General features: G+C 71.9%; 17 protein-coding genes. 11 read left to right on the top strand and 6 right to left on the bottom strand.

The features are described 5' to 3' along the window. Window positions 1–33 precede the first annotated feature (33 nt). Genes AB0O15_RS18085 through AB0O15_RS18075 form a run of 3 tightly spaced genes read left to right on the top strand, consistent with a single transcriptional unit; the run spans window position 34 to window position 3,022 of the window. Window positions 34–1,236, top strand: coding sequence for a glycosyltransferase (locus AB0O15_RS18085; RefSeq protein WP_364319651.1), 1,203 nt, complete (start codon window positions 34–36; stop codon window positions 1,234–1,236). Next, window positions 1,233–2,114, top strand: coding sequence for a sulfotransferase (locus AB0O15_RS18080; protein ID WP_364319649.1), 882 nt, complete (start codon window positions 1,233–1,235; stop codon window positions 2,112–2,114). Before AB0O15_RS18085 ends, AB0O15_RS18080 begins: the two co-directional genes overlap by 4 nt. Then, window positions 2,111–3,022 carry a sulfotransferase gene (locus tag AB0O15_RS18075; protein WP_364319647.1) on the top strand — a complete coding sequence of 304 codons (912 nt, stop codon included), beginning with the start codon at window positions 2,111–2,113 and terminating at the stop codon, window positions 3,020–3,022. The genes AB0O15_RS18080 and AB0O15_RS18075 overlap by 4 nt, the downstream gene beginning before the upstream one ends. A 326-nt stretch (window positions 3,023–3,348) precedes the next feature. On the opposite strand, the gene AB0O15_RS18070 is transcribed toward AB0O15_RS18075, so the two are convergent. Both AB0O15_RS18070 and AB0O15_RS18065 read right to left on the bottom strand, forming a co-directional pair. Beyond that, on the bottom strand, window positions 3,349–3,624 hold the full coding sequence (locus tag AB0O15_RS18070; RefSeq protein ID WP_364319645.1) for a sigma factor-like helix-turn-helix DNA-binding protein: 276 nt from the start codon (window positions 3,622–3,624) through the stop codon (window positions 3,349–3,351). A 733-nt stretch (window positions 3,625–4,357) separates the two neighbouring features. Next, window positions 4,358–5,581, bottom strand: a complete 1,224-nt coding sequence (locus AB0O15_RS18065) for an MFS transporter (RefSeq protein WP_364319643.1) — start codon at window positions 5,579–5,581, stop codon at window positions 4,358–4,360. A gap of 66 nt (window positions 5,582–5,647) precedes the next feature. Between AB0O15_RS18065 and AB0O15_RS18060 the strand changes: the two genes are divergently transcribed. From AB0O15_RS18060 to AB0O15_RS18040, 5 genes are all read left to right on the top strand, one after another. Then, window positions 5,648–6,997: a PLP-dependent aminotransferase family protein gene (locus AB0O15_RS18060; protein WP_364319641.1), complete on the top strand. Its 1,350-nt coding sequence runs from the start codon at window positions 5,648–5,650 to the stop codon at window positions 6,995–6,997. Next, a complete protein-coding gene (locus AB0O15_RS18055) occupies window positions 6,994–7,365 on the top strand; it encodes a contact-dependent growth inhibition system immunity protein (protein WP_364319639.1) in 372 nt (123 codons plus the stop codon). The genes AB0O15_RS18060 and AB0O15_RS18055 overlap by 4 nt, the downstream gene beginning before the upstream one ends. A 23-nt stretch (window positions 7,366–7,388) precedes the next feature. Continuing rightward, on the top strand, window positions 7,389–8,015 hold the full coding sequence (locus AB0O15_RS18050) for a trimeric intracellular cation channel family protein (protein ID WP_364319637.1): 627 nt from the start codon (window positions 7,389–7,391) through the stop codon (window positions 8,013–8,015). 32 nt (window positions 8,016–8,047) lie between these two features. Continuing rightward, window positions 8,048–9,031, top strand: coding sequence for an NAD-dependent epimerase/dehydratase family protein (locus AB0O15_RS18045; RefSeq protein WP_364319635.1), 984 nt, complete (start codon window positions 8,048–8,050; stop codon window positions 9,029–9,031). Window positions 9,032–9,170: 139 nt separating this feature from the next. Beyond that, window positions 9,171–9,866 (top strand): hypothetical protein, encoded by a 696-nt coding sequence (locus AB0O15_RS18040; protein ID WP_364319633.1) that lies wholly within the window; start codon window positions 9,171–9,173, stop codon window positions 9,864–9,866. A 95-nt stretch (window positions 9,867–9,961) separates the two neighbouring features. Here the strand turns inward: AB0O15_RS18040 and AB0O15_RS18035 are convergent, their stop codons facing one another. After that, complete coding sequence (locus tag AB0O15_RS18035) at window positions 9,962–11,158, bottom strand: cytochrome P450 (protein ID WP_364319631.1); 1,197 nt, start codon at window positions 11,156–11,158, stop codon at window positions 9,962–9,964. Between the two features lie 181 nt (window positions 11,159–11,339). Here AB0O15_RS18035 and ppdK point away from each other — a divergent pair, with 181 nt between their 5' ends. From ppdK to glnII, 3 genes are all read left to right on the top strand, one after another. After that, on the top strand, window positions 11,340–14,030 hold the full coding sequence (gene ppdK / locus AB0O15_RS18030; protein WP_364319629.1) for a pyruvate, phosphate dikinase: 2,691 nt from the start codon (window positions 11,340–11,342) through the stop codon (window positions 14,028–14,030). Between the two features lie 18 nt (window positions 14,031–14,048). Further along, window positions 14,049–16,277: an EAL domain-containing protein gene (locus AB0O15_RS18025; RefSeq protein ID WP_364319628.1), complete on the top strand. Its 2,229-nt coding sequence runs from the start codon at window positions 14,049–14,051 to the stop codon at window positions 16,275–16,277. A 120-nt stretch (window positions 16,278–16,397) separates the two neighbouring features. Next, window positions 16,398–17,426 carry a glutamine synthetase gene (gene glnII / locus AB0O15_RS18020; RefSeq protein WP_364319626.1) on the top strand — a complete coding sequence of 343 codons (1,029 nt, stop codon included), beginning with the start codon at window positions 16,398–16,400 and terminating at the stop codon, window positions 17,424–17,426. Here the strand turns inward: glnII and AB0O15_RS18015 are convergent. The 3 genes from AB0O15_RS18015 to AB0O15_RS18005 form a co-directional block, all read right to left on the bottom strand. Beyond that, complete coding sequence (locus AB0O15_RS18015; RefSeq protein WP_364319624.1) at window positions 17,423–18,919, bottom strand: glycoside hydrolase family 9 protein; 1,497 nt, start codon at window positions 18,917–18,919, stop codon at window positions 17,423–17,425. The genes glnII and AB0O15_RS18015 overlap by 4 nt on opposite strands. 44 nt (window positions 18,920–18,963) lie before the next feature. Further along, the gene (locus AB0O15_RS18010; RefSeq protein ID WP_364319622.1) at window positions 18,964–19,977 is read right to left on the bottom strand and encodes a hypothetical protein; all 1,014 of its coding nucleotides are present in this window, start codon (window positions 19,975–19,977) and stop codon (window positions 18,964–18,966) included. Window positions 19,978–20,051: 74 nt separating this feature from the next. Then, window positions 20,052–21,791, bottom strand: a complete 1,740-nt coding sequence (locus AB0O15_RS18005; RefSeq protein WP_364319620.1) for a sensor domain-containing diguanylate cyclase — start codon at window positions 21,789–21,791, stop codon at window positions 20,052–20,054. Window positions 21,792–21,958: the final 167 nt, after the last annotated feature.

Raw genomic sequence — 21,958 nt, 5'->3', positions numbered from 1 at the left:
TCCCCGCGACCCTCACGACAGGCCTGTGGATAAATGCGCGTCCTGCACGTCAACAAGTTCCTCTATCGGCGCGGTGGCGCCGAGGGCTACCTGTTCGACGTGGCGCGCCTGCAGGAACGGGCCGGCGACGAGGTGGCCTTCTTCGGGATGGCCCACGTCGACAACGACCCTGGCCTGCGGTTCGAGGAGCACTTCCCGTCGCAGGTGGACCTGGATCCGCCGCCTCCCGGCGTGCGCGGCCGGGCCGAGGCGGCGGCCCGGATGATCTGGTCGACGTCGGCGCGGCAGGGTCTCGCCCGGACCCTGAAGCAGTTCCGGCCCGACGTCGTGCACATGCACAACGTGTATCACCAGCTGTCGCCCTCGGTGGTCGCCGCCTGCCGGGACGCCGGGGTGCCCGTGGTCATGACGCTGCACGACTACAAGCTGGCCTGTCCGAGCTACCAGATGCTCGACCGGGGGCGGCCGTGTGACGCGTGCGTAACCGGTGGGCCGTGGCAGGCGGCGCGGCGTTCCTGCAAGGACGGTTCGCGGTCGGCCAGCACGCTGCTCGCGGTGGAGTCGTGGTTGCATCGGCGGTTCCGGGCGTACGACGGGGTCGGTGTGTTCATCGCGCCGAGCGACTTCCTGGCCGGGGTGATGACCCGGGCCGGGGTCGGCGCAGGGCGGCTGCGCGTGCTGCGGCACCCGGTCGACGTGGACACCATCAAGGTCAAGGAGAAGCCGGGCGGCGGCGTGGTGTTCGCCGGGCGGCTGGCCCATGAGAAGGGTGTGGACACGTTGATCGAGGCGGCCGACATCGCGGGTCTGGACATCGACATCGCGGGGGATGGACCGGCGCTCGCGCAGCTACCTCGGACAAAAAGGACACATTTTCACGGCCGCCTGCCGAAGGACGAGCTGCACGAGCTGATCAGGAGCGCGGCGGTGGTGGCGGTGCCCTCGCGCTGGTACGAGAACCAGCCCCTGGCCGTGCTGGAGGCCTTCGGCTGCGGGGTGCCGGTCGTCGGCACGGATCTCGGTGGGCTTCCCGAGCTGATCACCCCGGGCGTGGACGGCGAGGTGGTTCCCCCGGACGAACCATCGTCACTGGCGAGCGCGCTGCAGCGTACCCTCAAAGATCTTGATCTTGCGTTTTCCATGGGCCGGGCCGGCCGCAGAAAGGTCGAGCAGCACTTCAGCCCGGCCGACCATCTGGCCGGGCTGAACGCGGCCTACGGGTCGGTGGCAGGGTGATCCGCGTCCTCTACCTGGCCGGCAGCGGCCGCAGCGGCAGCACCCTGGTGACCACCGCGCTGGGCCAGGTCGACGGGCTGTTCGCCGCCGGGGAGCTGCGCTACCTGTGGCAGCGCGGGCTGGTCGAGCAGCGGCCGTGCGGGTGCGGTCAGCCGCTGCCGGACTGCCCGATGTGGAGCGCGGTGCTGGCCAAGCTGCCGCCGCACGAGCCGGCGTCGATCGCGGCCGGCCTGCGGGAACGCCTGCGGATGCGGAACCGGCTGCGGGTGCCGCCGAGCCCCGACGACGCCACCATCACGGCACTGTACGAGGCGATCCACGCGCACACCGGCGGCGCGGTCATCGTCGACTCGTCCAAGCTCCCGCCGTACGGCGTGCTGCTCGCCGGTCTCCCCGGCATCGACCTGCGCGTGCTGCATGTGGTGCGTGACCCGCGCGCGGCCGCGTTCTCCTGGCGCCGCCGCCGCTCGCTGGACGGCGACGACCGCCTGATGACCCGCCACCCGGTGTGGAAGGCGGCGCTGCTCTGGACCGTCTGGAACGGCGCCGTGCTGCGCCGCTGGTCGCGCGGCGCCTACCTGCGCGTGCGCTACGAGGACCTGGTTCAAGACCCGCAGGCTTGGGTACGCCGGATCGCCGCCTTCGCCGGCGCCGCGCCTTCCTCACCACTGCCCTTCACCGAGGACGGCCTGCTCACGCTGGCGCCCACGCATTCGGTCGCGGGCAACCCGGTCCGGCACCGCACCGGCGGCGTCGAGGTGCGCGCCGACGACGAGTGGCGCACGGCCATGTCGCCGCGGTCGTTCGCCCTGGTGACCGCCCTGACCAGCCCGTTGCTGCGACGCCTGGGCTACCCCTTCGGACGGAGGGCTCGATGAGTCTCGCTGTGGTGGCCGGCACCGGCCGGTGCGGGTCGACGCTGGTGCAGGAGCTGCTGTGCCGGCACCCCGGCATCGGCTTCATCTCCGGGGTCGACGACAAGCTGCCGAAACTCAACCTGACCGGCAAGCGCAACGGCCGCCTCTACCGCCGCGGCGCGCCCCGCCCGTCCGGCATGACATCCCTGGCCTACAGCCGCAGGCTGCTGGAACGCGGCCGGGTCCGGGTCGCGCCGTCGGAGGCCTACCGGCTGCTCGACCGGCACGTGACGCCCGGCTTCAGCCGCCCCTGCCGGGACCTGCTGGCCTCGGACATGACGCCGTTCTTCTCCTCCAGAACGCGCGCGTTCTTCGATAGCCGGATCGCCGCCCAGCGCTGTGACCTGCTGCTCCAACACGTGACCGGGTGGCCCCGCACCGGCTTCCTCGCCGCCGCGTACCCCGACCTCAAGGTGGTCAACGTGGTGCGCGACGGCCGCGCGGTGGTCAACTCCTGGCTGCAGATGGGCTGGTGGGACGGCTGGAGCGGGCCGGCGAACTGGTACCTCGGCCCGCTGCCGCGGCCCCTGCAGGAGCGGTGGGAGGCCTCCGGGCGATCGTTCCCGGTGCTGGCCGGGCTGGGCTGGGCGATGCTGATGACCGCGTACGCCGACGCGCGCGCCCAGCTGCCGGGCCAGTGGCTCGACCTCCGGTACGAGGACGTGGTGCTCGACCCGCGCAAGGAACTGACCCGCGCCCTGGAATTCCTCGGCCTCGACTGGACCCCCGAGTTCGAACGAGGCTTCCAGAAGCACCAGCTGCACGGCGGCCGAGGCGACGCGTACCGCCGCGAACTGACCCCGCGCCAGGTGACCGACGTCGAATCCGTGATCGCCGACCACCTGACCCAGTGGGGTTACGCCGTCTGACCGACTGCCCGGCGACCACGCCGACCAGGATGGTCACGGCCAGGCCGGCGTGGTTCTCGTCGGTGTAGCCGACCGCGACGGTGGGTTCGCCGGTACGCTGCCTGTCCAGTTTCTCTCGAACGTACTTCGCGCCCTCGGCGACGACCGGACATCCGGACAGCGTGACCAGTGCCACCGCGGCGAAGATCAGGGGCCGGGGGTCACCGGCAGCGCCAGACGACGGGCTCATTGCCCACCTTCTCGCCGCCGGTGACGCTGTAGCCGGCCGTCAGCGCTGTAGGCGTTGACCTCGTACTGCTTGCCCGGGTCGACGGGCAGGGCCATGGTCACGCCGACCTTGACGATCGGTTCAGCCCGCGCGACGTCTGCGACTTCACCGTGCCGTCGCTGCACCCGAGAGTCCGGGCCACGTCGTGCACCGGCTGATCGCCGAGGAACCGCAGGACGAGCACCGCCTGTTGCCGCGGCGGCAGCCTCTTGAGGGCGGCCCGCAGCGTCTCGCGCTCCGCCGGATCACCCCTGCGCACCGGCTCCGGGTCCGGCGGCCGGTCGCCGCACAGCAGATAGGCCGCCCGCCGCCACGTGGGCAGCCGCCCCTGCACGTAGGCCAGGTAGTCGACGGAGATCCGGCGGGAACGGTTGTAGCCGACTTTCCCCCAACGTCAAGATCAAGATCAAGGGCGTGATGTCGCACCTGGGTGGGGCGTGCAGACCGCAGCTCTCGCCGAGGCCGGGCGCGGTCAGCCTGGCCGCTGGCGCGTCCAGAACGGCTGCCCGCACCCTTCATTCCGCGTGCGTGATCACCCTCCCGGCGCTTCGCGCCGATAACCGCCGCCCCGACCTCCTTCGGCACCCAGCTGACCCACTCCACCGGCGTCATCGCGGTGCAGACCACGGGTTCGGTCGGTTGGTCGTCGTCGCTCAAGACTGTCACCATCTCGAACACCAGGTTCTTCGTTCGCGGTGGCGAGTGCGCGACGTTGTACATCGCCGGCTACCAGGGCGCCAACACGCGGGTGACCAACTACTACCGCTACCCGACACTGACGGCAGCGACTACTGCCCGGCCAACAACATCTGGATTCCCGTCGGGACGGTCAACTTCACGTCAACGGTGCCCGGCGGTGTCACCTACCTTTTGATCGAGCTCCAGGACAAGAGTCACCCGACGACCCGCTGGGATGAGTGCCACGAGGCCGAGTTCGATCCCAAATGCAGATCCACCAAGTGATCGGCGGCCTTGTCGGGGGTTCCCCACCGGAACCCCGACGAGGCTGACGCGTCGTCTGTCCCACGGAGTCACCGTGGGGCAGACGGCCGGCGCGGCCCCGAGTGTCATCCGGCCGGCTGATCGGCGAGGAGCACGGCGCGGACGCCCGCGGCGCCCTGATCGACGTCCTGGCCACGGCCGATGGCGAGGGGAACCGGCCGGCCGACGGGATCGGGCCGGCGGGCCGGGATGCGGGTCAGGGCGGTGGCCGCGGCCAGCAGGCCCGCGGCGCCGGCCAGGATGAAGGCGACGGCGGGAGACACCGCGTCGATCAGGGCGCCGCCGGCCGCCGCGCCCAGGGCCGAGCCGACGGCGGTTGCCGTGGCCAGCCAGGAGAAGGCCTCGGTCGCGGTGCCCTCGGGGGCGGCGTGGTCGACCATGCCGTAGGCGCTGGCCAGGATGGGGGCGATCATCGAGCCGGCCAGGGTGATCAGCACGGCGAAGGCGACCGTGCCCAGCGAGCCGGCCACCAGGGCCAGGTGACCGGCGCCCAGGCCGGCCAGCAGCAGCACGAAGCCGCGTCCGGCGGCCGCGCCGCCACCGAGCCGGGTCACCACCACGCCGCCGGCCAGCGAGCCGACGCCCCACAGGCCGAGCAGCAGGCCGGCCGACGAACCGGCGGCGGCCGCCACGCCCACCTCGGTCGCCCCGAAGACCACGCCCACCGCGACCAGCACGACGACCAGGACGCGCATGGCCGGTGAGGAGAGGGCGCCCTGGCCGGCGGCGACGCGTGGGCCGGGGCGCCAGGCGCGGGATGCCGGAGCCAGCGCGAAGAGGCCGGTCGCGACCACGAGCACCACGGCGGCGAAGGTCAGGGCCGCGCCGGTGCCGGCGAGCGCGCCCAGGGACAGGGCCAGGGGCGGGCCGGCCACCCAGGTCAGTTCGGTGGCGGTGGCGTCCGCGGCGTACGCGCGCCGCTGGCTCTTCAGGACCGGGAAGCGGGACGGGATCAGGGTGCGCATGCACGCGCCGACCGGCGGGGTGGCGAAGCCGATCACCGCGGCCAGCAGCAGCAACGGCAGCAGGGCAGTGCCGACCGGCAGCGCGGCCGCGGCGAACAGGGCGCCGCCGGCGACCAGGGCCGAGGCGAGCAGCACCGTGGTCTGGCCGCGGCGGTCGACCAGCCGGCCGAGCAGCGGGCCGCCCGCGCCCTGGGCGACGGCGAGGGCTCCGGCCACGGCGCCGGCGGCGGCGTACGAGCCGGTCAGGTGGTGGGCGTGGACGAGCAGGCCGATGCCGAAGGTGGCCAGCGGGAGCCGGGCGATTACCGAGGTGGAGAAGAGCATGTAGCCACGATCGCCTCGGACTGGTACCAAAGACAGGTCCAGTCACACGGTCGAGGAGGGGACCAGTTGGAGTTACTCCTCTCGGTGTCGCGCGAACGGCCGGGCACGCTCCGCAGCCAGGTGGAGAACGACCTCCGAACGGCCGTCCGCGACGGCAGCCTGCGCGCCGGCGTCGCCCTCCCGTCGACCCGCGACCTCGCCGCCCAGCTCGGCATCTCGCGCAAGGTGATCGTCGACGCGTACGCCCAGCTCGCCGCCGAGGGCTACCTGACCATGCGGCAGGGCGCCCGGCCGCGGGTCGCCTCGGGTGAGATCGTCCGCACGGCCGAGAACGGCCCGCCGCGGGAGGACGCCTACCGGTTCGACTTCCGCCCCTCCCGCCCGGACGTGTCGGCCTTCCCGCGTGAGGCCTGGTCACGCTGCCTGCGCGAGGCGGTCGGCGAGATCAACACCGAGGAGCTGGGGTACGGGGACCCGCTCGGCGTCCCGGCCCTGCGCGCGACCCTGGCCGGCCATCTCGGGCGTACCCGCGGGGTCGTGGCCGCACCGGCCCTGACCGTCGTGACCAGCGGTTATCTCCACGGCCTGGGCCTGATCTCGCATGCCCTGAGGTCCCGCGGGGCGCGGAAGATCGCGATGGAGCACCCCAGCAGCGCGGACATGGCCGTCATCGTCGCCCGGGCCGGCCTGACCCCGGTCCACGTGCCGGTCGACGACCTCGGCCTGCGCGTCGGCGACCTGCCCGCCGACGTCGACGCGGTCGTGCTCACCCCGGCCCACCAGCACCCGACCGGCGTGGTGCTGGCCCCGTCCCGCCGCGCCGCCCTGGTCACGTGGCTCCGCGCCCACCGGGCCCTGGCGATCGAGGACGACTACGACGCCGAGTACCGCTACGACCGCCCCGCCGTCGGCGCGCTGCAGGGGCTCGACCCGGAGCACGTCGTCTACTGCGGCACGACCAGCAAGGTGCTGGCGCCGGCGCTGCGGCTGGGCTGGCTGGTGGCGCCGCCGTGGCTGGCCGCCGCCCTGCGTACCGTCCCCGACCTGGGTTCGGCCCGGGTCGAGCAGCTGGCCTTCGCCCGGTTCGTCGAGCGCGGCGACCTCGACCGGCACCTGCGCCGGATGCGCCTGCGCTACCGCCGCCGCCGTGACGCCATGGTCGCCGCCATCGGAGAACACCTCGGGGCGGCGAAGATCCACGGCATCGCGGCCGGCCTGCACGTGACCGTGACCCTGCCGCGCACGGTCGACGAGGCGGCGCTGCGCCGCGCCGCGCATCGGCGGGGCATCGCCCTGGCCACGATGGCCGACTACGCCCTCACGACCGGCCCGCCGACCCTGGTGCTGGGCTACTCGCAGATGACCGAGAACCGCATCGCGGCCGGCGTGGCCGAGCTGGCACAGTGTTGCCCGTGACGACCATCGAGGAGATCGAGGGAATGCGGGAGCCCGACCCCGGCCCCGGCGCCACCACGCTGATCCGTCGCTGCACCGAGCTGCGGCGCAAGCCCGTGGCCGGCTTCACCGCCGAAGATCTGCGGATCATGCTGGGCCAGCGGATCGCCGTGCCGATCCTGCTGCCCCGCGCCGTCGACGTCCTGGTCCGCGACCCGCCGGCGTCCGGTGACATGTACACCGGCGACCTGCTCACCACGGTCCTGCGGCTGCCCGACACGGATTGGCCCGCCGGCCTCCGCGACCGCCTGAGCACCGCCCTGCGCGGCGTCCGCCTGCCCGGCAGTGACCTGCGACGCGCCTTGGCCGCCTTCCTCGATGCGGGCTGACCTGGGACGGAACAATCCCAGGCATGCCCGCAACCACCGTGGTGACCGTGCTCGAGCTGGTCGGCCTCTACGTGTTCGCCACCTCCGGCGCCCTGCTGGCCATCCAGAAGGGCTTCGACGTCGTCGGCATCCTGATGCTGGCCCTGCTCACCGCCCTGGGTGGCGGCATCCTCCGCGACCTGATCATCGGCGACACCCCACCGGCCGCGTTCACCGAGGTCACGTACCTGATCATCCCCTTGGTCGCCGCGGCCGTGACGTTCTTCGCCCACCCGCTGGTGCAGCGCCTCTCCTTCACCATCGCGGTCTTCGACGCCGCCGGCCTGGGCCTGTTCTGCGTCACCGGCACGATCAAGGCCCTCGACTACCACCTGGGCCCGATCCAGGCCGTCCTGCTCGGTGTCACCACGGCCGTGGGCGGCGGCGTCCTGCGCGACATCACCGCCCGCGAGACCCCGAGCCTGGTCAAGACCGACTCCGACCTGTACGCCATCCCGGCCGCCTGCGGCGCCACCCTGGTCGCCGTCGCCCATTCCCTCGACCTGAACGTCCCGGCCGTGGCCACCGGCGCCGCCGTCTTCGTCGTCACCTTGCGCATCGTCGCCATCCTGCGCCACTGGCGAGCCCCGCACGCGAAGGTCCGGGTCTGAACTCGGGCGCCTCCGGGCACGTTGGGAGAGGCATGAGTGAACGCGTTCTGGTGACCGGTGGGTCGGGCTTTCTCGCGGGGTGGTGCGTTGTCGCGCTTCAAGAGCGGGGGTACGACGTACGCACGACGGTGCGGGATCGCGGTCGGGCGCCGCAAGGGACCGAAGCGATCGAGGCCGACCTCACCCGGGACGAGGGGTGGGACGAGGCGGTCGACGGGTGTGACTACGTGTTGCACGTGGCGTCGCCGGTGACCACCGGGGAGGCCGACCCGGGTGACCCGGACGCGCTGGTCGCGCCGGCCCGGGAGGGGACGCTGCGGGTGCTGCGGGCGGCCGTCGCGGCCGGGGTTCGGCGGGTCGTCGTGACGTCGTCGGCGGCCGCGGCCTCGCCGCATTCCGAGACGCCGGACGGGGTCACCGACGAGACGCTGTGGACCGACGTGAGCGACCCGCTGTCGACGCCCTACCGGCGGTCGAAGCCGCTGGCCGAACGGGCCGCCTGGGACTTCATCGCGACGAGCGGCGGCAAGACCGAGCTCAGCACCGTGCTGCCGGGATGGGTGCTCGGGCCGGTGCGGGGGCCGCTGGCCAACCTCGGGTCGCTGCGGGCGGTCGACGACCTGATCACCGGACGCATGCCGGGGCTGCCCCGGGTCGGGTTCGAGGTGGTGGACGTGCGGGACATCGCCGATCTGCACCTGCGGGCGATGGTCGACCCGGCCGCCGCGGGGGAGCGGTTCCTGGGCACCGGGGAGTTCCTGTGGATGGCCGAGATCGCGCGGCTGCTGCGGGAACGGCTGGGTGACGCGGCGAGCCGGGTGCCGACGCAGCCGTTGCCGGACGAGGTGGTGCGGCAGGCCGCGATCGCCGACCCCGACCTCGGCGCGCTCGTGGTCAACCTGGGGCGCCGCCGGATCCGGTCCTCGGACAAGGCGCGCCGCCTGCTCGGCTGGGCGGCCCGCCCGGCCGCCGAGGCCGTCGAGGCGAGCGGCCGGACCCTGCCGGAACACCGGTAGCATCCACCGGCATGAGGGGCCGAAACGCTCGTCGCTCCACGACGGCGACCAGGAACTGACCTCGGCGCCGGTGTCCCTGAACCTGTTCGTGCGCAGCACGGCCGCCGACTTCGACCTCGGCACCGATTAGCATGGCCGGATGCTCGAGCCCAAGATCGGCAGGGTAGCCGCCGCAGCACTCTGCGTGGTTGCGCTGGCCGCCGGATGTGACTCGTCGGACGACGGACCGGACCAGCCGGACGGCGGGACCATCAGCGTGACCACCATGCGGGGGGCGTTGCTGCAGGCCAGTGATGTCGGCGGGTCGTGGGCGGCGCCCGAGGCGTCGACCGACGCGCAGCGGCTGGTTCCGCTCTGCGGCGGGGCGGCCACGGCGCCGCCGGTGCCGCCGGGGGCCGAGGTGGTCAGCGCGCCGCTGGCCGACGAGGGCACGAAGGGCGCGCAGACCCTCAACCAGACCGCGCTGGTGTACGGGGACGCCACCGGCGCCCAGGCCGCCCTCGCGTCGCTGCGGGCGGTCGCCGACAAGTGCCCGGCCACGGTCAGCCAGGGCCACCAGACCACCGCCGACCGCAACGAGCCGGCGTACACCGAGACGGCCAAGACCCAGGACATCAACGAGGGCGGCTGGTCCGGGTTCGTGATCACCCGGCACAAGGTGTACGAGGCGAAGCACCCGGGCACCGCCGATGTCGCGGTGTCCGTCGTCAGCAAGTCGAATGTGCTGGTCGTGGAGGGGTACGCGGTCTACCGGCTGGGCAACGCCAGCGGCTCGCCGCAGTTCGACACCGACTGGAAGAAACTCCTCGGCACAGTCCTGAACCGGGTGGGATAGACAGCGCCGAACCGAGTGGTCTAACGTGGCTCCAACGCCGTTGCGAGTTCTTCCCCCGTGGAATTCGCAGCGGCGCCTTATTTTGTCGAGCTGAGCTAGTTTGTGGCGACCGGCATCTCGGTGTATCCCCGCAAGGTCAGACTGTTCCGCCGCGTCGGCTCGGCGGTCAGCGCCAAATTCGGGTAGGCGGAACGCAGCGCGGGAAAGGCGATCTGCGCTTCGAGGCGGGCCAGGGGAGCACCCACGCAGTAATGGATGCCGCCGCCGAACGACAGCGGGCTGTTGTCCGTACGCCGAAGATCAAGGGTGTTGGGGTGGTCGAACCGCGCGGCGTCTCGATTGCCGGCGCCGAGATAGGCGACCACCCGCTCGCCCGGCTCGATGGTCAGGCCGGCCATCTCGACCGGCTCGTAGACCACACGCGAGACCAGCTGGACCGGACTGTCCCAGCGCAGCAGCTCCTCGGCCGCGAGCCCCGGGTCGGCGATCGTCGCGCCCGGGTTGGCCAGCAGCGCGACCAGCCCGTTGGCCAGCAGGTTGGTGGTCGTCTCGAAGCCGGCCGCGAACAGGAACGCCACCATGGTCAGCAACTCGTCCTCGGTCAGCCGGTCACCGTCGGCCTCGACCGCGACCAGCGCGCTGATCAGGTCGTCGCGCGGGTCCTTGCGGCGCTCGGCGACCAGCCCGGTCAGGTAGTCGCGCAGCGTCGCCGCGGCCGGGTCGGCCTTTTCCAAAGCGGAAGGCTCGACCGTCTCGAGCACCTGTGACCAGTCCCGGATGAGCGACTGGAACTGGGCCCGGTCGGCCGCCGGGATGCCCAGCAGCTCGCCGATCACGTTGACCGGCAACGGGAACGCGAACCGGTCGATGAAGTCGCCGGCACCGGCCAGGTCGGCCAGCAGGTCGTCGACCATCCGCTCGATCGACGGGCGCAGCGCCGCCACCCGCCGGGCGGTGAACGCCGAGCTGACCAGCCGCCGCAGCCGGGTGTGATCGGGCGGGTTGAGCGTCACCAGGCTGGTGAACAGCATGTAGGTGCCGGGGTGGTCGGCCCAGTCGGCCAGGCCGGCGAGCCCGAGCATGTCCGTGGGGAAGTGGCCGAGCCGGCTGTCGCGGACCACGGTCTGGCATTCGTCGTACCCGGTCACGACGAGCGCGCCGTCCTCGGCCCGGATCAGCCGGGAGATCTCGCGAAGCCGGTCGTACCGGGGATAGGGATCGTCCCGGCCGATCGGCGTGGTCAGCTCGTCGAGCAGGCGCGCGGTCTCCGGAGTCTCCACAATGGCGGTCACCCGGCAAAGCCTAACCGTGCTCGTTGGTGCGCGAAGAGAGCGCATTCCGTGCACCTTGAATCTCACACCTGTGGAATTCCGCACGGGCTGGTATTCGTCGGCCGGAAGGTCACCTAGCCTTCGGTTCCCGGGGCGTGAAACCGACCGCGCCGGGGTAATCGAAACCCGGAGGTGCGTTCGCATGGAAGGCAAGGGAGCCGACAAGTTCGTCTACGACTTCGCCGAGGGCAACAAGGACCTGAAGGATCTGCTGGGTGGTAAGGGCGCCAACCTGGCGGAAATGACGAATCTGGGGCTGCCCGTGCCCGCCGGGTTCACCATCACCACGGTGGCCTGTCAGCAATATCTGGCTTCCGGGGCCCATGTCGACGGGCTCGAGGAAGAGATCACCTCGCATCTGGAAAAGCTCGAGGAGGCGATGGGCAAGCGGCTCGGCGACCCGGCCGATCCGCTGCTCGTCTCGGTGCGGTCGGGCGCCAAGTTCTCCATGCCCGGCATGATGGAGACCGTCCTCAACGTCGGCCTCAACGACGAGTCCGTGGCCGGGCTCAGCGCCCAGGCCGGCGGCGACGACCGGTTCGCCTGGGACTCCTACCGCCGGCTGATCCAGATGTTCGGCAAGACCGTGTGCGAGGTGCCCGGCGACGAGTTCGAGCAGGCGCTGCACAACGCCAAGTCGGCCAAGGGCGTACGCGACGACACCGACCTGGAGGCCGACGACCTGAAGGCGCTGGTCGGCGCGTACAAGGACGTGTTCGCCAAGCACACCGGCGACGACTTCCCGCAGGACCCGCGCGAGCAGATGGACCGGGCCATCGCCGCGGTCTTCCAGTCGTGGAACGCGCCCCGGGCCGTCCTGTACCGCCGCCAGGAGCGCATCCCGGCCGACCTGGGCACCGCGGTCAACGTGGTGGCGATGGTCTTCGGCAACCTCGGCGCCGGCTCCGGCACCGGCGTCGCCTTCACCCGCGACCCGGCCACCGGCGAGCAGGGCATCTACGGCGACTACCTGCAGAACGCCCAGGGCGAGGACGTGGTCGCCGGCATCCGCAACACGGTCCCGCTGCAAGATCTCGAAGGGCTCGACAAGAAGTCGTACGACGAGCTGCTCGGCATCATGGCCACCCTCGAGGGCCACTACCACGACCTGTGCGACATCGAGTTCACCATCGAGCGCGGCAAGCTGTGGATGCTCCAGACCCGGGTCGGCAAGCGCACGGCGGCGGCCGCGTTCACCATCGCCGCGCAGCTCATCGACGAGGGTGTGATCGACCTCGACGAGGCGCTGCGGCGGGTCACCGGCGCCCAGCTGGCCCAGCTGATGTTCCCGCGCTTCGACCTGGCCGGCGACCCCGAGGTGCTGACCAAGGGGGTCGGGGCGTCGCCCGGAGCGGCGTACGGCGAGGTGGTCTTCACCGCGGAGCGGGCGACCGAGCTGGCGGCCCAGGGCAAGGACGTGATTCTGGTCCGCCGGGAGACCAACCCCGACGACCTGCCCGGCATGATCGCCGCCCAGGGCATCCTCACCTCGCGCGGCGGCAAGACCAGCCACGCCGCCGTGGTGGCCCGCGGCATGGGCAAGACCTGCGTCTGCGGCGCTGACCAGCTCGAGGTGTCGCCGTCCGCGTTCTCGGTGAGCGGGCACACCGTGAACGAGGGTGACGTGATCTCGATCGACGGCACCACCGGCCGCGTCTACCTGGGCGAGGTGCCGGTCCGGCCGTCCGAGGTCGTGCAGTACTTCGAAGGCGACCTCGACCCCGCGCTGGCCAACGAGCCGCTGGTCGCGGCGGTGCACCGGCTGATGACGCACGCGGACGAGCGGCGCCGGCTGGCCGTGCGGACCAACGCCGACACCGGCCCCGACGCCGCCCGCGCCCGCCGTTTCGGCGCCCAGGGCGTCGGACTGTGCCGCACCGAGCACATGTTCCTGGGCGATCGCCGCGAGCTGGTCGAGCGGCTGATCCTGGCCGAGGGGGACAAGGAGCGGCAGGCGGCGCTGGACGCGCTCAAGCCGCTGCAACGGGCCGACTTCCTCGAGCTGTTCCGCGAGATGAACGGCCTGCCGGTCACGGTGCGGCTGATCGACCCGCCGCTGCACGAGTTCCTGCCGTCGCTGGAAGATCTGGCCGTACACGTCGCGGTGGCCAAGGAGCGCGGCGAGAGCGCCAAGCGGTCCGAGAAGATGCTCGCCGCGGTGCGCCGGATGCACGAGTCGAACCCGATGCTGGGCATGCGGGGGGTGCGCCTGGGGCTGGTGGTGCCGGGGCTGTTCGGGATGCAGGTGCGTGCCATCGCCGAGGCCGCCGTCGCGCTCGCCCAGGAGGGCGGCCGGCCGCGCCCCGAGATCATGGTCCCGCTGGTCGGCGCGGTGCAGGAGCTCGAGACGGTCCGCGCGGAGGCGGAGAAGATCATCGCCGAGGTGGTCGGCGACTCCGGCGTCGAGATCGCCATCGGCACGATGATCGAGGTGCCGCGAGCCGCACTGACCGCCGGGCAGATCGCCGAGGCGGCCGACTTCTTCTCCTTCGGCACCAACGACCTCACCCAGATGGGCTGGGGCTTCTCCCGCGACGACGTCGAGGGCGCGTTCTTCTGGCGCTACCTGGAACTGGGCATCTTCGGCATCAGCCCGTTCGAGTCGATCGACCGCGAGGGGGTCGGCCGGCTCGTCCGCATCGCCAGCGAGGAGGGCCGGGCCACCCGTCCCGACCTCAAGCTGGGCGTCTGCGGCGAGCACGGCGGCGACCCCGAGTCGGTGCACTTCTTCCACGAGGTCGGGCTGGACTACGTGTCCTGTTCGCCGTTCCGCGTCCCGGTCGCCCGGCTGGAAGCGGGTCGGGCCGCCCTTCCCGCTCAAGTCACCGGGTGATCGGCCGATCACTCAGCCGTGCTACTTCGGCAGCGGCAGGTGGCCACGCTGGTCGCGATCAGTCTCGCGACCGGCGTGCCGATCATCCTGCTCGCCCACACCGCCGCCGCCCCCTACACCCAGCTGGCCAGCAGCACCCTCGCCTGCGTGGCGGCGGTGCTGTGCTCCCTGGCCGCCCGGCGGGCGATCGGCCTCGCCCGGGGCGGCTGGGGCCTGATCGCCGCCGGCCTCGCGAGCTGGGGCCTGGGCAACTTCTACTGGTCGTACAACGAGCTGATCGCCCACGCCGAGGTGCTGTTCCCCTCCTGGGCCGACCTGGGCTACCTGCTGTTCCCGGTGCTCGCCGCGGCCGGCCTGTTCCTGATCTCGGGCTGGACCACGGTCGGCTCCCGGCTCACCGTGCTGCTCGACGGCCTGATCGCCGGCTGCGCGCTGTTCGCGATCGCCTGGGCGGTCACGCTCCGGTCGGTCTGGGAGGCCGGCGCCGACTCGGCCTTCGCGTTCGTGGTGTCGCTGGCCTACCCGGTCAGCGACATCGTGCTGGTCACCATGGCCGTGCTGATCGCGGCCCGGACCCGGCGCGGCGGACGCGGCGTCGGCCTGCTGCTGATCATCGGCCTGGCCGGCCTGGCCACCTCGGACACCATGTTCGCCCTGGACACCTCGGCCGGTACCTACTACACCGGGCAGCCCACCGACGCCGGCTTCTTCCTCTGCTTCGCGGCGTTCGGCGCGGCCGGCTGGGCGGCGGCCCGGCAGCCGATGGTCTTCGACGAGACCGGCGTGATGAACCGGCTCCAGATCATGCTGCCGTACGTGCCGTTCGGGCTCGCCGCCGCCGTGGCCGTCGGACAGGTGCCGGCCGGCGTGACCTCGGACGCGGCGGTGGCCGTACCCATGCTGGCCGGTCTGGTCCTGATTCTGCTCCGGCAGCTCTCCACGCTGCTGCACAACTCGGCGCTCACCCGGCGGCTGCGGCACCAGGCGTACCACGACCCGCTGACCGGGCTCGGCAACCGCGCGCTGTTCAACGAGAGGCTGGACCAGGCCCTGTCGTCCGGCCGGCCCGCCGCGATCGTCTACCTCGACCTCGACGACTTCAAGATGATCAACGACTCGCTCGGGCACGACGCCGGCGACATCGTGCTGCGGACCGTCGGCGACCGGCTGGCCGCCTGCTCCACCGCCGAGGACACCGTCGCGCGGCTCGGCGGCGACGAGTTCGCCGTGCTCACCGGCCAGGTCGACGGGCTCGAGGCCCAGGCCGAGAGGCTGTTGTACGCGCTGCGCGAGCCGTTCGAGGTCGGCTCGCGCATGGTCCGGGTCAGCGCCAGCGTGGGCATCGCGGTCGCGGCCGGCCCCGAGGGCACCCGGCCCGAGGACCTGCGCAAGAACGTCGACCTCGCGATGTACGCGGCCAAGGGCCAGGGCAAGAACACGTACGCCATGTTCGAGCTGTCCATGCGTCAGGGCTTCGACCGCGAGATGATGTGGCGCGCCGAGCTGGGCCAGGCCCTGGCCGACCGGTCGCTGCACCTCGCCTACCAGCCGATCGTCGGGCTGGCCGACCACCGGGTCGTCGGCGTCGAGGCGCTGGCCCGCTGGGACCACCCCGGCCTGGGACCGGTCGCGCCCGAGGTGTTCATCCCGGTCGCCGAGCGGGCGGCGCTCATCGGTGAGCTGGGCATGTTCATGCTGCGCCGGGCTTGCGCCGAGTTCGCGGCGTGGCCGGGCGCGCGGGACGCGTACCTGTCGGTCAACGTCTCGCCGCTGCAGATGCTCGACCCCGAGTTCACCGCGATGGTCATCGCCACCCTGGCCGAGGCCGGCCTGCGCCCCCAGCAACTCGTGCTCGAGGTGACCGAGAACGCGCTCGCCGACGAGTCCGAGGTGATCGGCACCCTCGCGCAGCTCCGGGCCACCGGCGTCCGGATCGCCATCGACGACTTCGGCACCGGCTACGCGTCGCTGCGCTACCTGCACCTGTTCCCGGCCGACATCGTCAAGATCGACCGTACCTACGTGCAGGACATCGCCCGCGACCCGGCCGCCGTCCGGATCGTCGGCACGCTGTGGCAGCTGTTCGGCGCGATCGGCCTGACCGCGGTGGCCGAGGGCATCGAGGACCCGGCCCAGGCGGCCATGCTGCTCGAGCTGGGCTGCCCGTTCGGCCAGGGCTTCCTGTACGGCTACCCGGCGCCGCTCGGCTCGCTCACCTCCCTGGTGGTCGATCCGGTCAGCGTGTGAGTTACCGGGTGACACCTGACACACCGCCGGTAACCTCCGGTTCACACACGGGCAACGGGCGAGAAATGGCGCATTGGCACGCTTCCGGCGTCAGTACGGCGTACCTGGAGGATGTGGATCGTGAGCTTCAAGGCTGAATACATCTGGATCGACGGCACCCAGCCGACGGCCAAGCTCCGTTCCAAGACGAAGATTCTGGAGGACCACGAGAAGGGCGCCGACCTGCCCATCTGGGGCTTCGACGGGTCCTCGACCAACCAGGCCGTGGGTCACTCCTCCGACCGCGTGCTCAAGCCGGTCTTCACCTGTCCCGACCCGATCCGCGGCGCGGACCACGTGCTGGTGCTGTGCGAGGTCCTCAACATCGACATGACGCCGCACGAGTCGAACACCCGCGCCGTCCTGGCCGGTGTCGCCGAGCGGTTCGCCGCACAGGAGCCGCTGTTCGGCATCGAGCAGGAATACACCTTCTTCGACGGCGCCCGCCCGCTCGGCTTCCCGGCCGGCGGGTTCCCGGCCCCGCAGGGCGGCTACTACTGCGGTGTCGGCGCCGACGAGATCTTCGGCCGGGACATCGTCGAGGCCCACCTCGACAACTGCCTCAAGGCCGGCCTGAGCATCTCCGGCATCAACGCCGAGGTCATGCCCGGCCAGTGGGAGTTCCAGGTCGGCCCGCTGGCGCCGCTGGCCGTCGCCGACCAGCTCTGGGTCGCCCGGTGGCTGCTCTACCGCACGGCCGAGGACTTCAACGTCTCGGCCACCCTCGACCCGAAGCCGGTGAAGGGCGACTGGAACGGCGCCGGCGCGCACACCAACTTCTCGACCAAGGCGATGCGCGAAGGCTACGAGGCGATCATCGGCGCGTGCGAGGCCCTCGGTGAGGGCTCCAAGCCGATGGACCACGTCAAGAACTACGGCGCCGGCATCGACGACCGGCTGACCGGGCTGCACGAGACCGCCCCGTGGAACGAGTACAGCTACGGCGTCTCGGACCGTGGCGCCTCGGTGCGCATCCCGTGGCAGGTCGAGAAGGACGGCAAGGGCTACATCGAGGACCGCCGCCCGAACGCCAACGTCGACCCCTACACCGTGACGCGGCTGATCACCGACACCTGCTGCGCCGCGCTGGAGAAGGCCGGTCAGGTCTAGCCGTCGCTCAGGTACGCCGTGATGTAGGCCAGCGGCGCGTTCCACCGGATGCAGATGTCGTTGGTCGTCTCCGAGGTGTCCTCGTCCAGGTAGTGGCACTGCGGCGGCCGGCCGTCGAGCCGGGGGTCGCTCGGGAACCCGGGCGTGGGGATCGAGTTGGCGCCCCCGGCCAGCGCGCCGGGCGGGATCGTCGAGAATTGCCGGGTACGCAGGTGCCGGGTCGCGTCGGTGCCGTAGCCGGTGACGTAGCACTGTCCGAGCGCGTTGCGGCCGAACAGGTAGTCGGCGCCGGACACGACACCGTCCCGGTAGCGGCGGTCGCCGGTCTGCTCGTGCGCCCGCGCCAGCACGACCAGGTTGTTCAGGATCCGGCCGTTCGACCCCCAGTGCCAGCCCTGCTCCGGCGCGTAGGGCTGGCCCCACGGCTGGCCGGCCTGGAGCTCCAGCAGGCGGTCGGCCGGCGGCCGGAGATCCTGGCCCGAGTCCAGCAGCGCCGGGATCGTGACCCGGTCGAAGTCGAAGCCGTCGAGGTCCGCGGGCGGCGGGATGGTCACCGGCAGCCCCCATTCGGCGGTCGCCCACACCTCGTCGTCGGTGAGGTCGGGATCCCCGTACGGCCCGCCCCCGAACCGTCCCTCGTCGTCCGGGGCGATCAGGTCCGGGTGCTGTTTCGCCGCCCGCCAGGCGGTCCGGGCCACATCGACCAGCGCGGCGTCGTCCAGCACTCGCGACGCTTTGAGACTGACGGCGGCCAGATGAAGCGTGGCCGCCGTGGACGGCCGGTGCAGGACGCGGGTGGTCGGGTCGTCCTCGGGCCGCCCCGGGATCGGCGACCACTCGGTGCCGTGGACCCGGTGGAACGCCATCCCCGCGTACTGATGGCCGGGCGGAACCTGCATCCGTAGCAGCCAGTCGAGCTGAAACCGGCACTCGTCCACCACCACGCTCGCGTCACGGCCGCGCGCCTTCAGCAGCCGGGCGAGATCGAGCAGCTGCCAGAGCGCGATGGCGCCGCTGACCACGTACTTGCCGTAGTCCCCGGCGTCATACCACCCACCGGAGACGTCGAAGACCCCGTCCGGCCGCCACCCCGGGTAGAGCCGCTCGGCGTCCGGCCCGGTCCAGCCCGGCACGGCGACGTCCCCCGCGTGCCGGCACCGCAGCCGGGTGAACAGCTCTACCGCGTCACGGCTCAGCTCGTCGTAGAGCCCGGCCGCGACCCGGAAGGGGTGGCTGCGGTCGTCGCCGGCCACCACCCGGAAGCCGTCGCCCGGCGGCAGACCGCCGAGATCGAGAACGTGCACGGTCAGGCCCGACGTGGGTTCGGGCCGCTCCGGCCAAGGCTCGGAACGGCCCGCCCCTCGTTGCGCGCCGGCCGCGTCGAACACCACGAAGGGCCGCGGCGCGACCTCAGCGGTGACCCACGTGGCGTGCTGTGGCCCGCCGGGCAGATAACCGACCTGATTGACCCGGATCGACGGTCGTCCTGACATCGGCCCAGTCTGGCCCAAGCAGGCTCGGGCCGGGAGCCCGACGGTCACTCCGTCGGGAAGGCCCCCGGGTCGACGTCGGTGGTCGAGGCGTTGCCGCCGACGACCTGGGTCAGGGTGATCGTCCAGATGACGCCGGGTTCCATCTTGAACTCGTCGTCGAACTTGGTGAACGAGCAGTCGCGGGTGAAGCCCTTCTTGCCCGCGTCCCAGTCCTTGCCGGCCGCCGCGAAGATCTCGTAGTTGCCGTTCTTGATGTTCTTGACCGTGTGCTTGGCGTTGCCGCGCACGTACACGGTGAAGTTCGGCTTCTTCGTGCCCTTGGGCACCAGGCTGACCGTGGTGTCGCCGGAGCCGTTCTCGATCACCAGGTCACCCGAGCCGTTGCCGGCCTTCTTGGTGACGAACGTGCCCGTGTTCAGGCGGCGGTTCTGCTCCTTGGGCTTGGCCGGGAGGAACGAGCCGACCTTGAACGTGGCGTCGCGGGTGGCCAGCGTCTTGGACTGCTCGCGGATGTCGTCGGCGGCGTCCGAGCCCAGCAACTCGGTCACCGGGGACGCCGCGGGACACTTCGGCTTGGCGGTCGCCGCGTCTTCGGCGTCGTCGGCCAGCCCGCGCAGCGCGGTCACCAGCGTGACGTGAGCGCCGGAGGCCGTCGTCGGCGGCACGATCGCGTCGAGCTTGTCGGCGCCCGCGCGCAGCCCGGAGGCCGACGTCGCGTACGACGCCTTGTCACCCGTCGCCATCTTGGCGAACGGGTCCTTCAGCGAGGAGTCGACCTCGCCGAGTGTCTTGGCGTAGTCGGCGGCGGACACCGCCTTGCCGCTGCCCGAACCGCCCTTGTCGTCACCCTGGTTGCGGACGATCAGCGCGCCACCGGCGCAGCAGCCCGCGACCAGGAGTGCGCCGACCGCGGCACCCGCGATCCAGACCTTCTTCTTGCTTTTCTTGGGCGGCGGAGGTGGGGCGAAGGCGGCGCCGTCACCCGGGGGCTGGAAGGGCGGCCCGGGAGGTCCCGGGGGTCCAGGAGGTCCAGGCGGTCCGTAATACTGCTCAGTCACGGCGAAAATTATGGGCGATCGGCGATCGGCCGCGCAGTCCCGTTTCGGCCAGGATCGATAACGTTACGGCAGCGTCAGGAACCCGACAGGACATGTCGGGACTTGCCGCTCGTCTTCGCCTCGTACATGGCCAGGTCGGCGGCGCGCAGGATGGCGTCGGCGTCGTCGCCCGGCCGGTTCAGCGCGATACCGATGCTGGCCGTGACCGACACCATGCGGGAGCCGATCCGGATCGGCTCCCGCAGCGCGGCCACCATCCGGTCGGCGGTCAGGAGCACGTCGGCCGGGTCGGCCAGCCGTTCCAGGAGCATCGCGAACTCGTCGCCGCCGAACCGGGCCGTGGTGTCGCTCTCCCGCATGCACTCCTTGAGCCGGTCGGCGGTCGCGCGCAGCACCGCGTCCCCGGCGCCGTGCCCGAGCTGGTCGTTGACCTCCTTGAAGCCGTCCAGGTCGATGAAGAACACCGCGAACGTGTCGTTGTCGCGGGCGTGGGTGCGCAGCGCGTGGATCACCCGGTCGAAGAACAGGACGCGGTTGGCCAAACCGGTGAGCTGGTCGTGGAAGGCCAGCTCACGCAGCTGGGAGAGCTCCCGCTCGCGCAGTTCGGCCTCGACCGCCTGGCGCCGCTCGATGTCCTGGCGCAGCGCCGCGGTGGCCCGGTCGGCCCGGTCCGTCGCCCGGATCCGCCCGCTCACCAGCACCCCGATGAGCACGGCCAGGAGCAGGGAGAACGCGCCGCCGGCGACCGGCGTCCAGGAGCTGAGGCGACGGTCCGACACCCCGAGCAGGGCGGTCGTCGGCTGCAGGTCGACGCGCCAGGTGCGCTGACCCACGTCGATGGAGCGGCTGCGGTTCAGCGTCGGCTCGTTCATGGGTACGCCGCCCGCGATGCGGACGAGCGTCCGGTCCACCGTCGGCTCCGAGTCGACCAGCTGCAGGTTGACGGCGTTGCCGAGGCGGCCGGCCAGCGCCGACCGGAGGAAGTCGACGCCGTGCACGCCCATCACCACCCAACCCCCGAACTGCCCCTTCCGGTCCAGCACCGGCACCGCCATGGTCACCGTCAGCTGCTGTTCGGAGACCGGCAGCTGGCGGTCCCGCAACGAGATGTGCGCGCCGCCGACCGCCAGGGTCGAACTGCGCCGGGCCAGGTCGAGCGCCTCCCGGGTGGCCGGCGTGCTGCTCAGGTCGCGGCCCGGCGCCGGCGGCAGCCTGGTGAACGACTTCATGTAGATCACGAACTGGTGCTCGACGCCGGTACCGGTCCGATAGAGCGTGAGCCCCTTCGCGCCCCGCGCCCGCCACTCCGCCTGGGTGGCCGCGACCGCCGGGTCCTTGGCCGGCACCACCCACGCGACGCTGGTGGCGCCGGGCAGCCGGTCCGCGGTCAGGGTGGAAGTCATCCCGGCCCAGTCGGTCGCGGTCAGATCGTCGGTGGCTCCGATGCCCGACGCCACGTCCGCGATCGCGTCGGCGTAGTGGCTCATCTCGTCGTCCACCGCCTCCGCGGCGTCGTCGCCGGTCCGGGTCATCGACTGCTCGGCCAGCTGCCGCTGCCCGCTGCTCAACGCCGCGGTGGCCAGCCAGGTGGCGCCGCCGCCGGCGAGCAGCACGACGACCACCAGCACGACCCCGATCAGGCGTCGCCTGGCGTGCTCCCCGACGAGCCGCCCCACACCCTTCTGTTCGGCCACCACGAACCGGAGGTGAGCGTCACCGGGGTCCTGATGAAGGTGACCACCGTGACGGACGGTGCCGCCGTGACCACCGAACCGCTCGCCGCCGCCCGGCCCGCGCTCGATCGTGTCGGTCACGGGCGTCCGATCGGGCAGGATCAGCGGAAAGTTGCAAGCGCAAGCACTTCACTGAGCGACGGCCGTCGAGGCGGCCGGCCCTTCTCGGGGCGCGGGCGCCGCAGGGCCCGCGAAATGGGCATCTTCGGACCTGAGGAGCCGGCCGGCGCCGACCCGACACCGATCGA

The sequence above is a fragment of the Actinoplanes sp. NPDC089786 genome (genome assembly GCF_040684855.1).
In the GTDB taxonomy this organism is placed as follows: domain Bacteria; phylum Actinomycetota; class Actinomycetes; order Mycobacteriales; family Micromonosporaceae; genus Actinoplanes.
The sequence above is the reverse complement of the archived record's forward strand: the minus strand, read 5'-3'. Positions and strand labels throughout refer to the sequence as shown.

Coding starts and splice junctions, on each gene's coding strand:
- AB0O15_RS18085 (WP_364319651.1), top strand. CDS start 34: ATGCGCGTCCTGCACGTCAACAAGTTCCTCTATCGGCGCGGTGGCGCC.
- AB0O15_RS18075 (WP_364319647.1), top strand. CDS start 2,111: ATGAGTCTCGCTGTGGTGGCCGGCACCGGCCGGTGCGGGTCGACGCTG.
- AB0O15_RS18065 (WP_364319643.1), bottom strand. CDS start 5,581: ATGCTCTTCTCCACCTCGGTAATCGCCCGGCTCCCGCTGGCCACCTTC.
- AB0O15_RS18050 (WP_364319637.1), top strand. CDS start 7,389: ATGCCCGCAACCACCGTGGTGACCGTGCTCGAGCTGGTCGGCCTCTAC.
- AB0O15_RS18045 (WP_364319635.1), top strand. CDS start 8,048: ATGAGTGAACGCGTTCTGGTGACCGGTGGGTCGGGCTTTCTCGCGGGG.
- AB0O15_RS18040 (WP_364319633.1), top strand. CDS start 9,171: ATGCTCGAGCCCAAGATCGGCAGGGTAGCCGCCGCAGCACTCTGCGTG.
- ppdK (WP_364319629.1), top strand. CDS start 11,340: ATGGAAGGCAAGGGAGCCGACAAGTTCGTCTACGACTTCGCCGAGGGC.
- AB0O15_RS18015 (WP_364319624.1), bottom strand. CDS start 18,919: ATGTCAGGACGACCGTCGATCCGGGTCAATCAGGTCGGTTATCTGCCC.